General features: G+C 49.6%; 13 protein-coding genes and 1 pseudogene. 8 read left to right on the forward strand and 6 right to left on the reverse strand.

The annotated features are described in order from the left end of the window. Positions 1-182: 182 nt before the first annotated feature. Entirely contained in the window at positions 183-1,193 is a 1,011-nt protein-coding gene (adhP, locus tag J2125_RS24625) for an alcohol dehydrogenase AdhP (protein ID WP_017802813.1), read from the reverse strand. A gap of 203 nt (positions 1,194-1,396) precedes the next feature. Between adhP and J2125_RS24630 the strand changes: the two genes are divergently transcribed. From J2125_RS24630 to J2125_RS24645, 4 genes are all read left to right on the forward strand, one after another. Further along, on the forward strand, positions 1,397-2,320 hold the full coding sequence (locus tag J2125_RS24630) for an IS5 family transposase (RefSeq protein WP_017802812.1): 924 nt from the start codon (positions 1,397-1,399) through the stop codon (positions 2,318-2,320). Between the two features lie 186 nt (positions 2,321-2,506). Beyond that, positions 2,507-2,854, forward strand: coding sequence for a GNAT family N-acetyltransferase (locus J2125_RS24635; protein WP_338116596.1), 348 nt, complete (start codon positions 2,507-2,509; stop codon positions 2,852-2,854). Positions 2,855-3,014: 160 nt separating this feature from the next. Further along, positions 3,015-3,839, forward strand: coding sequence for a ParA family protein (locus J2125_RS24640; protein ID WP_026111934.1), 825 nt, complete (start codon positions 3,015-3,017; stop codon positions 3,837-3,839). Beyond that, positions 3,839-4,132, forward strand: coding sequence for a hypothetical protein (locus J2125_RS24645; protein ID WP_017802809.1), 294 nt, complete (start codon positions 3,839-3,841; stop codon positions 4,130-4,132). Before J2125_RS24640 ends, J2125_RS24645 begins: the two co-directional genes overlap by 1 nt. A 120-nt stretch (positions 4,133-4,252) precedes the next feature. On the opposite strand, the gene J2125_RS24650 is transcribed toward J2125_RS24645, so the two are convergent. Next, positions 4,253-4,915, reverse strand: coding sequence for a hypothetical protein (locus J2125_RS24650; protein WP_017802808.1), 663 nt, complete (start codon positions 4,913-4,915; stop codon positions 4,253-4,255). Positions 4,916-5,479: 564 nt separating this feature from the next. On the opposite strand from J2125_RS24650, the gene J2125_RS24655 reads away from it, so the two are divergent. The 3 genes from J2125_RS24655 (at position 5,480) to J2125_RS24665 (ending at position 7,262) form a co-directional block, all read left to right on the forward strand. After that, the gene (locus J2125_RS24655) at positions 5,480-6,184 is read left to right on the forward strand and encodes a tyrosine-type recombinase/integrase (RefSeq protein ID WP_209499596.1); all 705 of its coding nucleotides are present in this window, start codon (positions 5,480-5,482) and stop codon (positions 6,182-6,184) included. Between the two features lie 87 nt (positions 6,185-6,271). Then, a complete protein-coding gene (locus J2125_RS24660) occupies positions 6,272-6,820 on the forward strand; it encodes a hypothetical protein (RefSeq protein ID WP_209499572.1) in 549 nt (182 codons plus the stop codon). A 67-nt stretch (positions 6,821-6,887) separates the two neighbouring features. Further along, positions 6,888-7,262: a hypothetical protein gene (locus J2125_RS24665; protein WP_209499573.1), complete on the forward strand. Its 375-nt coding sequence runs from the start codon at positions 6,888-6,890 to the stop codon at positions 7,260-7,262. Positions 7,263-7,298: 36 nt separating this feature from the next. Here the strand turns inward: J2125_RS24665 and J2125_RS24670 are convergent, their stop codons facing one another. The 4 genes and pseudogenes from J2125_RS24670 to J2125_RS24685 form a co-directional block, all read right to left on the reverse strand. After that, positions 7,299-8,075, reverse strand: coding sequence for a HEPN domain-containing protein (locus J2125_RS24670; RefSeq protein ID WP_209499574.1), 777 nt, complete (start codon positions 8,073-8,075; stop codon positions 7,299-7,301). An 84-nt stretch (positions 8,076-8,159) separates the two neighbouring features. Beyond that, entirely contained in the window at positions 8,160-8,648 is a 489-nt protein-coding gene (locus tag J2125_RS24675) for a hypothetical protein (protein ID WP_209499575.1), read from the reverse strand. Between the two features lie 39 nt (positions 8,649-8,687). Next, positions 8,688-9,731: pseudogene (umuC, locus tag J2125_RS24680) on the reverse strand (translesion error-prone DNA polymerase V subunit UmuC); the annotation flags it as partial. Positions 9,732-9,855: 124 nt separating this feature from the next. Further along, a complete protein-coding gene (locus J2125_RS24685; RefSeq protein WP_209499576.1) occupies positions 9,856-11,055 on the reverse strand; it encodes an MFS transporter in 1,200 nt (399 codons plus the stop codon). Between the two features lie 714 nt (positions 11,056-11,769). On the opposite strand from J2125_RS24685, the gene J2125_RS24690 reads away from it, so the two are divergent. After that, positions 11,770-12,411 carry a hypothetical protein gene (locus J2125_RS24690; RefSeq protein ID WP_209499577.1) on the forward strand — a complete coding sequence of 214 codons (642 nt, stop codon included), beginning with the start codon at positions 11,770-11,772 and terminating at the stop codon, positions 12,409-12,411. Positions 12,412-12,435 lie beyond the last annotated feature (24 nt).

Consider the following 12,435-nt stretch of genomic DNA (forward strand, 5'->3'; position numbering starts at 1 on the left):
ATTCACCGGGGCTGTCAACAGAGAAAAGGTAATAACGTAAAAGTTGCCAGGGTGATTTTTATGTTTTTCCGGCCAACGCTGGGAGGAGATTGGGGCGCAGCTATGCAGGTGTTTTTTCGACCATCATTCCGAGAATGAAAGGTTCATAGCTGCGCCGGTTGATAAAGTTAACCAGGTCGCAATCAGCGACGTAAATCGATAACCATACGACCACGGATCTGGCCCTGCTCCATCTCTTTAAAAATAGTGTTGATATCCTCCAGAGGACGTAGCGCTACTTTAGGCACCACTTTACCCTCAGCAGCAAACTGGAAAGCTTCGGCAAGATCCTGACGGGTGCCAACCAGTGATCCCAGTACCTGAATGCCGTCCAGCACTAAACGAGGAATATTGAGGCTCATAGACTCGGGCGGTAAACCCACGGCTACAACACGCCCTCCGGCCCTTACAGAATCAACAGCCGAGTTGAACGCGGCTTTCGCGACTGCAGTCACCACGGCAGCATGGGCGCCCCCGGTTTTTTCCTGAACCACTTTCGCGGCATCTTCACTTCGTGAATTAATTGTCAAATCTGCGCCCATACTCGCAGCGAGCTTGAGCTGTTCATCGTTAACGTCAATGGCAATGACTTTTGCGTTGAAAACATTCTTTGCATATTGCAGCGCAAGGTTTCCCAGCCCGCCAAGGCCGTAGACAGCGATCCATTGACCAGGTTTTATCTGGGAAACTTTAACAGCTTTATAAGTGGTCACTCCTGCACAGCTGATACTACTGGCAGCCGGTGAGTCAAGGCCATCCGGTACTTTAACCGCATAGTCAGCCACCACTATGCACTCTTCAGCCATCCCACCATCAGCGGTATAGCCTGCGTTGATAACATCCCGGCACAAGGTTTCATTGCCGCTGTTACAGTATTCACAGTGGCCGCACCCCTGAAAGAACCATGCCACAGAAGCACGATCGCCGGGTTTCAGCGACGTAACACCATCTGCTACCTCTTTAACTAATCCGATCCCTTCATGGCCAAGGATGACACCGGTTTTATCCCCAAAATCACCGTTTTTCACATGCAGGTCGGTATGGCAGACACCACAACACTCCATTGTCAGTAGTGCCTCGCCATGCCTGAGCGGGCGTAACACTCTGTCAGTAACATCAACCAGGTTATCTTTAGTCACTACTGCAGCTTTCATCGTTTTCTCCGTTTAGGGATTTGAGGGCCAACCGTACGAGAACGTACGGCAAGCGGTAAATAACCATCTGAAAATTCAATTAGTAGACAAGGATATCCGATAAATGCTCTTTTTATAATTAAAAGGGGCTTTGTTGAATAAATCGAACTTTTGGCCGTAATCAGGATCAGATCACCACATTCCCGATCCTGTAGCGGTATCACGTGGCAAAACAAACGTTCAAAATCACCAACTGGGCTGACTACAACAAGGCGCTCGTCAACCGGGGCTCACTGACATTCTGGCTTGATGAGTCGGCCGTACAGGCCTGGTATGACGAGCCCAACGCGTCTTCACGTGGTCGTCCTCAACGTTATTCTGAGCTCGCTATTTCTACCGTACTGATGCTCAAACGCGTTTTTCACCTCACGCTGCGCGCCGCGCAGGGATTTATTGACTCCATTTTTACCCTGATGAAGCTTCCGCTCAGGTGCCCGGATTATTCCTGCGTCAGCAGACGGGCGAAGTCCGTCAATATCCCGTTCAAGACCCCCACCCGCGGCGAAATAGCCCATCTTGTTATCGACTCCACCGGATTAAAAGTCTTCGGTGAAGGTGAGTGGAAGGTGAAAAAACACGGTCAGGAAAAGCGCCGCGTCTGGCGTAAACTGCACCTGGCGTTAGACGCCGGTACACATGAGGTTATCTGCGCTGACCTTTCCCTGAACAATGTGACGGATGCAGAGGCATTCCCGGGCCTGATCGGTCTGACGCACCGGAAAATCAGGGTCGCCTGCGCCGACGGGGCTTATGACACTAAACGTTGCCACGACGAGCTAAGACGCAAGAAAATTAAGGCGCTTATCCCGCCGCGAACGGGCGCCGGTTACTGGTCACCGGAATATGCCGACAGAAATCAGGCAGTGGCGAGGCAACGACTTACCGGGAGCAATGCGTACTGGAAATGGCACACGGCTTACAACCGACGTTCGGTGGCAGAAACGGCGATGTACCGTGTTAAACAACTGTTCGGTGGGCATCTTACGCTGCGGGATAATGATGCGCAGGTTGGAGAAGCGATGGCCATGATCCGTGCCTTAAACAAAATGACGCGAGCAGGTATGCCAGAAAGTGTACGAATTGCCTGAGGAAGTGACTGAAAGGGGGAGTTTTTATCTAAACACGATTTATTCAACAAAGCCGTCAGAAACATGACGCTCAAGGATATCCCGTTCTTCATAACGCAGTGTGAGGAAAGCGCCCGGGACAGGCACCTTCACAGCGATCTGCTGACGGCCAGAGGGAGCAAATCATTTGAGAAGGACGTCAGAGAGGTGCTCAGATTGCACGCCGTCGGTCAGCCTTCGGCACACTTCCTGGTGGTGCTGGTTCGTGCGTCTGATGAACGGCCGGCCGGGTTTATGTGGGTGCGTTCAGCGGAGGATCTTACCGGTACACGCTGTATCGAGATATTTGTGGTACACGTTGCAAAACCCATGCGGGGTAAAGGCGGGGGGCAACTTCTGATTTCCCTGGCGATTGAGGGTTACGGACAGCACCGAATTACAGCCAGGTGTTATCCCGCTTCTGCCCTGATGAACAGAATGCTTAGGCAGCGGGGATTTGAAGTCATGGGCACGTCAGAACGTGGCGCTCATTACCTTTGCCGGCTTCCATCATAAAACACTCAGTAAACCCCCGCACATAATCGGCAGGCCCCTCAGCCGATATATGTATTCAAAATGTATTACATTTGTATTTTAAATCGCTTGACCTTTCTCTGCTTCAGGCAGATAGTAGAACTACATCTGTATTACTTTTGAATTACATGTGAGGTTGTAAATGGCTGATAAAGTTTTGGATTTGCAGGCATTCGTCATTGCAGCAATGAGTAATAAAGGAGGGCCTGGTAAAACGTCTTCCACTACCAATACTGCCGTCGCCCTTGCCCTGATGGGAAATCGCGTGCTGGTTGTCGATGCCGATCAGCAGGCGAACGCGACAGAGGTGCTGACGCATGGCAAAAAATTCTATGCTCAGTTTGGGCCGACAATCTGCGATTTGTACAGCAATCAGAAATTTAACGTACGTGATGTCATTATCCCCGCCAAAAATGGTGGGGAGGATATTCCGGGACTCTTCCTGATCCCGTCCGACCCCTCTTTTGAGCGCGTCATGGAAAACAGTATGGCCAGGCCACATCGGGAAAAAATTCTGCTCCGCCACCTCAAGCCGGTGTTAAGCGAGTTCGACTTTATCCTTATCGACTGCTCGCCGGCGCTGAACCTGTCTTCAACCAATGCAGCGTATATCGCGGATCATGTCATTATCCCAATAGATGGCGGTTCTTTCTCGCTGACTGGTGCAGAGACCGTGCTGGATTATCTGGATGAGATTAAAGAAGAAAAGTTCTCTAATTACAGCCTGTTCCGGAACGAGTTCAACAGTTCCAAGAAGAAGATGAATACATTCCTGCAGGATGAACTTGAAGGGAACGAGCGCTTTAAAAATAACGTGCTTACTACCCGTATACGCGCCGACGAGAACATTGCCCAGGCCCAGGTGGTGTGTAAGCCTCTCTATTTTTATAAGCGTGGTGCTCTGGTACTGAACGACTACCGGGCTATGGCAAAAGAAATTATGACTATTAAAGAAGGAGCACTCTGATGGCCGGAAAACTTGAACGACCACAGGTACAAAGGCCTGCAGCATCCAAGCCAGAACAGGAAAGCCGCCTTACCAATGTCAGAACCAGGCGTAACAGAACGACCAGTGAGGCCCCGAAAACGGTACGCCTGACGGCGGATGAGAAGCTGATGTGCGCAAAGCTGACGGGCGCCGTTCAGGACCTGGCACCCAGCAAGACGATTACCGATTCGACTATCCTTCGCGCCGCCCTTTATCTTGCCAATCAGGCCGGACCTGAGAAGCTGGTAAAGATGGTAAAAGAGTATCTCTGACCTGTCACCGGCCGGGATCGCAGCAAATGCGTTTCCGGCCTGTCTGACCCTGCCCGATAAAAGCCGGTTTGTGTGCTGAAGGGCTGATACCTGCAGATGTCGGGCACTGACAGTCTGCGCCTATTTACCCGTTATTATCATTCCCGTCATATTCTGCGCGTTGAAGTAGGTTATCTCGCTGACTCTCTTACCACCCTTTATTTCCTGCATGAATACATTTTCTCCGTATACTTTCAATAGTGCGTATTTATTATCATTATTTTTGTATACCTCAAAGTTACCGGCTTCAGCATGCGACCGACCAATGATAGTAAATGTAAAGCTGAACAAAAACATAGCCATCGAAATCAAAATCACTGTCGCGGTCTGAGCGCGTAAAGGAGAATCACCTTCTTTAAAATCATCTTTGTATCTGACAAGGCAAAAAACAAGGCCGCCTAAAAACCAGCACATAAACGCCGACTGTAATGTTTTTTCCACATAGAAGAACAACACTACTGAGTACACAAGCCAGCACGAAAAAGGAGCCAGTGCATATAATCCTTTATTATTTTTGTCTTCAGCTTTTGCCATTATCGCCATGGACGTTATAGCAACAGGAAATATAAACAAATATAAGTAGAGCAGGTCATTTGCTACGGTCGGTACTGATATTTCGATGTAATCGAGAGGGATGTTTAAAGCGCTGCAATATCCACGTTCAAAAAAATAGACCGCGGCGTAAATCATCATGGTTCCGATAGCAATAACTAACCCTTCCCTTTTCAGAAATCTTTCTATCATAGGTGCATCCCTGTTTCGATTGCCGTACTGAAGGGTTTCACTATATCAAGAGATCCGCCTGGCAGCATCCGGCTTTACCGTCTTAACCCCCTGACCGTGCTTAAACAGCGTCCGACCGGCCTGTTCCTGTGCAACGTAACAAAACAGGTATACGGTTACCCGCCCTCCCCTCTCTGCCCTCTTTTCACCGCCCGCCCGCACCGGTACTGGCCTGGTGCGGGCATTATTCCCTCTTCCTGCCCGCAAGACTGTCCTGACGTGGTTTTTTCTGCGTAACGGATACCGGTCTTTACTGGATTTTGTTACCCTGCCCTTCTGCCCGTGGCGAATTATTCCGGTGGCGCCGGGCGCCGGCGGACGTCAGAATAAGGCATAAAGCGCGATAACGCGGAGATTGAAATCTGCGGCCTCTTACCCCTGTAACGATTGCAGAATTCACACAGCGCACCGTGGGAATACATATGTAATACAAACGTATTGCACTGATTGTCTAATGCGGTTCCGGTGTGACGGACAAAAGTATTACGTATGTAATACAACTGTATTTCAGGAGGCTTTGTGCTGATGACAACCGAAGGGGCGGCGGTGCCGTCCCGGAGCTGGCAGACGGCGATTGCGCTGCGGCGCATGGCCCTGTTACAGCCACACCTGCCCCACTACCTGCTGGCGCCGGAGGTGGCGGTCCTGCTCAGCTATATCCACGACGAACGTCAGCGGATGCTGTTTGCCACCCTCTGGAACACGGGCGCGCGCATTACCGAGGCGCTGACCCTGACGCCGGAAGACATCGAACTGGACGGGCCGCGCCCCTGTCTGCGGCTGCGTACACTCAAGCAGCGTAACCGCGGGCGCGGGCGGCCGGCGAGGGATGAGCGCATTGCCCGCGTGGTGCCGTTACTGGATGACGTGTTTGTGCGCGATCTGCGGCGTTATCTGGCGACGTTTCGTCCCGGCCGACGTCAGCCGCTGTTCGCCAGCAGCCGCAAAACGGCCTGGAGCTGGCTGAAGCAGGCGGAGGAGCGTGCACGCGATGCGGGAATGGTCTTTGCGGTGTCGCCACTGAGCCCGAAGACGCTGCGTCACAGCTACGCGATGCATCTCTTTCTCAATCATGTGCCGCCGAAGGTGGTGCAGACCTATATGGGGCATGAACGCTACGAAAGCACCGAGGTGTATCTGAAGGTGTTTGCGCTTGATGTGGCGCCGCAGCTGGGCATTCGTTTCACGCTTGATGCTCAGGAGTGGGCACCGGAGTTACTTAATAGGTAATACAAGAGTATTTCAAGTGTATTCTTTGTGTATTACATTTGATATACTTAGTGTATTACATTTTTCAGGATAAACAGGGAGTCAGCGATGGCCACAGAGAAGGAGCACCTGGAACGCAGGGAGATAGCGCTGGCGCTGGCGCGTGTACAAATCGCCATCGTTTTTGGTGACGTGCTGCCCGTTGATGACGTTGAGCTGGCGCACATCACGCCGGCAGACTGTGAAAGAGTGCGCCTGTCCTGGCGCAGTCACCCTGAGCGTCAGAAGATAACGTTCAACTGGCTGCGCCATCACAATAAACGTCGCGACAGGCTTGATGTGACCATTCACTGTCTCGGCGAACTGTGCGGCATTATGCTGGCGCGTCACAGTCGCCGGCGCATCAACGTTAACCTGCGCTATGTGGAAAGCAGTCCTTATCCGCATCCGCTGGCCGGCTACATTCTGCCGGTGGCGCTCATCATTGCTGAAAGTTTTGCGGACGCTTATGGCGCCATGCAGGTCACCGTGAGCCAACCCGATCGCGCGCTTGTACCTCATTATCGTCAGCAGGGTTACGAGCTGACTGCGGCCGATCGCAGCCGTGAGAAACGCGGCTGCCCGATTCGGGCCAAAATTCTGGTGAAAACCCTGTGACAGGCAGAACGCGCATTTTCTGTGCAGGCAGGGTATAATGAAACCAGTCCAACATCCGGAGGGGCTTATGGCCACCAGACACTACTTTAACGCTGATGAAACCGGCGCCGCGCACAAGCCCGTGCAGCCGCAGGTCATGCCTGACGTGCCGCAGCTGCAGAGTGAATACCGGGCCGTGCTGGATTTTGCCGTCAGGTTTAACCGCCGACGGTCACGTTTGGCCGGAATGAAACCGAACCTGAATACCGAGGCGCTGATCCGGGGTGAAATGACACGTCTGGTGCAGGCAGGGCAGGCGGGTAAACTGGCACCGGCGAAGCTGAAGCGGATGGTGATAGCGTCTGCGCAGAAGAACCGCAGCCATCGCCAGTGGACGCCTGATGCGACGCTGGAACGGCGCCATGGCATGCTGGCCGGTGCGCAACGCCACGTTAAAATCTGACGCATACTGGAAGACCCGCCGCGAGCGGGTGTTTATTCAGATGTCATCCAAATAAACATTAATAATCAGCCAGCCGTAAATTTTCTCAACAAAGCCGCGTATACGCTCAACTACAAGCCTTGCATCTTCAGCTGATATATCTCTTGATTTACCGTCCTGAGTTTTGCCGTTTCGGTGAACAATATCGTGTCTCAACTCCATGATGACATTAAGTTCAGGTACAGTAAGCCTGACCTCTGCGGCCATCGTTTTATTTAATACGGCCTCATATATTTTTACAACGTTTGTTATCTTGTGGAAGAGTCTCTTACTGATGTCCTCAAGTATTTTTTTATCCAGCCAGGCGATATTGTCCATGTCCAGCAAGTCTGATATAGGTATTTTCTCGTCTTTAAGGCCTGTGAGATTTTTAAGCGCATTGCGTCTGTAATCGTCTGACGCCACCGCTACTGATAACAGCATGTCCTGCAGGCAGGTCTCCATTAACGTAACAGCATAAGAGATACTCATTTTATTGAAGAGTGGGCTGTCCTGTTTATTTATTAATGAAATAATATCTGTTATCTGCAATAAAAATATGTCATGTGTACTGGTAAATTTTCTGTGAGCCTGCTTTGTCAGCTCATCGGGCGTGAACCAGTCTTCATCAAAATCTAAGGCTCCGGATTCAAGTTGCCGGTCGTAGTCCTCACTTGCCTTTTGCCATGCCTCTGTGCCTTCCTCTTCTTCCCCCAGACCATACTCCTCCATGATCCAGTCTCTTCGTGGCTGCTCCATTTCCCACTCGATCCATTCATTCTTAACACTACCCATATCAACTCCTTGTAGTTTTTTTGTAATGCATATGTATTACAATTTTGATTTGAAGGTATTAACCTATGTTTTAAGTTCAGACTTTTACTTCATCTTTTCAATTATAGAAGACAGGAATAAAATGATTTCTGTCAGCTCTTCATGATCTTCCCTTTTATCAAAGTATTCGTAAGGGTCGCCCTTTAACATGATCATATAATTATCCTGAATATCACTGGCTGCGGCTTTTTTAAATTTTTCATATTTTTCCATAAAAACTTTGCTGTCTTTTTTTTTCATAAACAGGCAAAGCTGCAAGGCTTTTGTGTCGCTGACTGAGTAGCTTTTGTAAGCTGCGTCAAAGGCAATGGCAGGATCAGAATCATATACTGACTCTCTACCCGTGATACTGTCCATTCTGAATTGCTCAAAGAAGCCGTTAATCATTACGAGAAGTTTCTCCCGTTTCCACTCATGGAAAGATTTGGAGCGTGCATCTCTGGCGATTAACCAGTTAATCAGGGAAGTCAGTAATACTCCTAACAGCGAACCTGATATGCCTAACAGAGTAATATTTGCAGCAGTCAATTCCATCTTTTACAGCCCTTTTGTTGAGAAGACGGTTTTTTCGAATTAAGCCAGTCTGGCTGTTGGAATATCTTTCCATCGCGTTGTCCAGGCAGGGGAGAGCATTTCACGTTTCATCTGCCAGTCAGGATCAACGCCCTGACCGGCAAACCAGATTTTGCCTAACCCGGAATTATTCACTTTATCCAGCACCGTCATCAGCTTTTCGCTGTTGGCCCGCGGCTGGTACTCGTCAAACAGGCTTAGTTGGGCCTGTGCTGACGGGCAGAAATCGCCAAGCATGATCCCGGCCTTTGCGTACCGGTGGCCATCGCGCCAGATGTGCTCCAGACTGCGCATCGCGACCGCGATAATGTCCCGCGTATCCTGGGTGGCCACCCGCAACTTTTCACCGGCCACGTTACCGTAATACACCTCACCCGGGCTGAACGGGGAGGTCTTGATAAAAGCGGAGATATGCCGGCAGAACTGGCCTTCCTGACGCAGCTTTTCTGCGGCCCGTTCGGCGTGTTTGCACAGTGCCTGCTGCATGGCGTCCAGCGTTGTCACCCGCTGGCCAAAGCTCCGGCTACAGACAATCTGCTGCTTTGTCGGCGGCGCCTCTTCCAGCGCAATACAGGATTCGCCGGCCAGCTCCCTGGCCGTTCGTTCAAGTACCACGCTGAAATTTTTGCGGATAAAAGCGGTGTTACTGCGTGCAAGGTCCAGCGCCGTGATGATGCCCATCGCGTTGAGCTTTTTACTGATGCGCCGGCCGACACCCCATACCTCCTCAACCGGCTGCCGCGACAGCAGTTTCTCTGTGCGTAGTGGGTTACCCGGCGTCAGCGCCAGTACACCCCCAAACTGTGGCCATTCCTTGCTGGCCCACTGGGCACTCTTTGCCAGCGTCTTCGTCGGGCCCATTCCCACGCCCACCGTCAGGCCGGTCACGGCCCTGACCCGGGTGCGGACCTGTCGGCCAAAATCTTCAAACGGCATGGCACGGTCGATGCCGGCGATGCCCAGGAACATTTCATCAATGCTGTACTGCTCCACGGCCGGTGACAGCTCCTCAAGCACCCGCATCACCCGCTGGCTCATGTCATGGTTTATGTGGAATGGAAAATCTACAGGCTTATTTCGGATTTGAATGGCTGCTATGAGCGAAAAGCGGAAGTTACTTGTGATCATAATTGACTAATAGGCAGAGTGGCAGTGCCCTCACTAATTATCACAATACGTCTGAACGTGCGAGGCTGACCCGCGTAATGATAAAGCAGCTCAGAAGAACGCCAACAGCAAGCATGATGAAGGGAGGCATGCCTGAGAGTGCGCTGAACATAAATCCCATTACAAGCGGACTTAGTGCTGCGCCAGTGGCGCCCAGGTTTTGTACAGAAAAATAGTTGCCTCTGGATGATGGTGGTGCCAGATAATCAGTCATTATAAACAGCGCAGGTACGTAGATTACCTCACCAAAAGCGAAAAAGAACATTCCTATGCACCAGATAACAATGCGGTCGCCGGCATAAAAAAACAACGTCAGGCCCAGAATAAAGCAGGCCGTACCGGTGACTATAAAAAGTTGAATATTTTTTTGGCTGAGCAGCCTTATCGTAAAGTGCTGAAAGATCATGACAGTTGCAGCGTTAACAAACATCATCAGCGCAATGATATGAGAAACAGTCTCCTGTGAATACATTTTAATCATAAATTGCGACAGGTATGCGATCGGATTGCCATATACAAACGCGCCCAGAAAAGAGGCGATAGTTAGCCAAATTAAAGGAAGATCATTATTCTGTCCTGCTGAGTGTATACCGGCGTCATGAAGATGCTCAGCAGGACGAAATGTCAGGCTGGATAATGTTCGAGCACTCAAAATAATAATTATCACAGGAATAATGGAAATCAGGGCAGCTAAATGAAAGATCGCCTGCATGGCCATTTGTTGCACCAGAGCACCCAGCAGAGGCCCGATGGCCCAGCCCACATTCACCGCCAGATAGTTAGCTGAAAAATAGCGTCTTTTATAATTTTCATTAGTCTGATTGGCAAAAAAAACTTTGAGTAATATCTCATAGCACGAATAAAATAAATTTAATGAGATAAGAAATATTGCGAAAGAAAAAATTTTATCGGCTTTAGGAATCAATATTAATGAAACCAAAAAACCCAGGTTGAGTGAAAGCAAAACGGAATAGCCCTTTTTCAGAGAAGCCAGTTTGCCTGAATATAAGCTGAGGATAATTCCAGCGACAGAACTGACAGTCAGCACTATCCCCGATATAGTGATATCCTTCTCAAAAACAGCAGCGATATAAACTACTATGTACGGAAGCACGCACCCCCGGGCCACGGTTAATAAAAAAGAGGTGAGAATAAAGAAAACGGCTATCCGATCTTTTTTGCTAATCTCGCTTACTGCCATCACTGCTTTCCCCGCTTATAGTTTTTTTTGTGAAAGGCTGTCCATCGCAAAAGCCATAAATAAGTCCGGTACTCTGATACAGAGAAAGAATCACGCTGAAAAAGTAAATGCCTGTCTGGTGTTTAAGAGCAGAAGCAGAGGTGGATCCATATTCAGGTTTATCTTGACTGTTCATAGCAGATTCTCACATTGAAAAGCTGTAAACCGATCGGCCTGTATCTTTCCAACAACTGGCGCTGATCATGAAGATTAACTCATGTTTTTTAGCTTGAATATGAAGCAATTACAAGCAGAAAGCTTAGCCTTTGTGAATTCCCTCAAAGAGGGAAAATAATCATACTTTATAACAATATCAAGGATTTATGTGAGAAGCACTTTTTGCCAATACCTCTTATTTCTGCAGGGGCTGTGATATCTTGCTGATCTGCATAAATAAGTTCCCCATCATATAAAAAACATATCATCAACAAAAATTACTGTTTTTAAATACATATTGACACTCACGCATTAACACAGTTACTTAGAACTAGTTTCCGGAAACTCGATTTATTTATCTGACCTCATAAGATCCTTACACGGTCTTTGCCCAGGACAGTCTGCCGTTATGTCTGTGGCCGGAAAACGCTGTTAAGTTGCATAACATCTGTAAACGTAATCCGTCTCATTATCCATTACCGAAATCCCTTTTTGGGCATGTCGTTTAGGAGAAGAAATATGCATAACGTTACCAGTCAGTCATCAACCTCATCAAACGTCATTAACGCAGCCATCGTTAGCCAGAATGAACTCAGCCGAATTGCAGAAAATGCAGATGCCATTCGTGCAAAAGCGATGGAACTCACTGATTCATGGGAAGGTGTCATGTTTGCCTTACCCCCAGGCGATTTGGAAAAAATGGCCCTGGCGCTGGGATTTACACCGGATGTGGCTGAGAAAATCCATCATGAAATCCGCTCACTCGCCTATGCTAAAACCCAGTCCCTCACCGGACCGGCCGCAATTGCCACTTACCATGCTTCAGACGTCAGCTTACTGGCACTAAGAGGCGTGACGGATTTCGACAACGCCCTGTCTCATGTCAGTGATACAAATCTGCAGCAGCTGCTGAATGACAACCAGGGGACCTTCCAGCGTATTCGTGATGCGCTGCCTGAGCATGCTGCGCGCATGAACTTCAAACCTGAAACGGCATCCGCGGTACTGGCTTCGCTGGGTGCGAAGGTGTCGCCTGAACTGCTCTATGAGCTTTGCCCGAAATACGGTACTACCACTGTGGTTGATCTTGAAGGTCGCAAAGGCGTTACCACTGAATTTATTCGCTGCGTCACGCTGACCCTCGGCAGTACGGTTTCCTGATAAGACCGGTTGTGAGCTGGTCAC

This window comes from Winslowiella toletana (assembly GCF_017875465.1).
Taxonomy (GTDB): Bacteria; Pseudomonadota; Gammaproteobacteria; order Enterobacterales; family Enterobacteriaceae; genus Erwinia; species Erwinia toletana.

Excerpts from the sequence above, each read along its gene's own strand:
- adhP (WP_017802813.1), bottom strand. The coding sequence starts at position 1,193 with ATGAAAGCTGCAGTAGTGACTAAAGATAACCTGGTTGATGTTACTGAC.
- J2125_RS24640 (WP_026111934.1), top strand. The coding sequence starts at position 3,015 with ATGGCTGATAAAGTTTTGGATTTGCAGGCATTCGTCATTGCAGCAATG.
- J2125_RS24645 (WP_017802809.1), top strand. The coding sequence starts at position 3,839 with ATGGCCGGAAAACTTGAACGACCACAGGTACAAAGGCCTGCAGCATCC.
- J2125_RS24650 (WP_017802808.1), bottom strand. The coding sequence starts at position 4,915 with ATGATAGAAAGATTTCTGAAAAGGGAAGGGTTAGTTATTGCTATCGGA.
- J2125_RS24655 (WP_209499596.1), top strand. The coding sequence starts at position 5,480 with ATGACAACCGAAGGGGCGGCGGTGCCGTCCCGGAGCTGGCAGACGGCG.
- J2125_RS24660 (WP_209499572.1), top strand. The coding sequence starts at position 6,272 with ATGGCCACAGAGAAGGAGCACCTGGAACGCAGGGAGATAGCGCTGGCG.
- J2125_RS24665 (WP_209499573.1), top strand. The coding sequence starts at position 6,888 with ATGGCCACCAGACACTACTTTAACGCTGATGAAACCGGCGCCGCGCAC.
- J2125_RS24670 (WP_209499574.1), bottom strand. The coding sequence starts at position 8,075 with ATGGGTAGTGTTAAGAATGAATGGATCGAGTGGGAAATGGAGCAGCCA.
- J2125_RS24675 (WP_209499575.1), bottom strand. The coding sequence starts at position 8,648 with ATGGAATTGACTGCTGCAAATATTACTCTGTTAGGCATATCAGGTTCG.
- J2125_RS24685 (WP_209499576.1), bottom strand. The coding sequence starts at position 11,055 with ATGGCAGTAAGCGAGATTAGCAAAAAAGATCGGATAGCCGTTTTCTTT.
- J2125_RS24690 (WP_209499577.1), top strand. The coding sequence starts at position 11,770 with ATGCATAACGTTACCAGTCAGTCATCAACCTCATCAAACGTCATTAAC.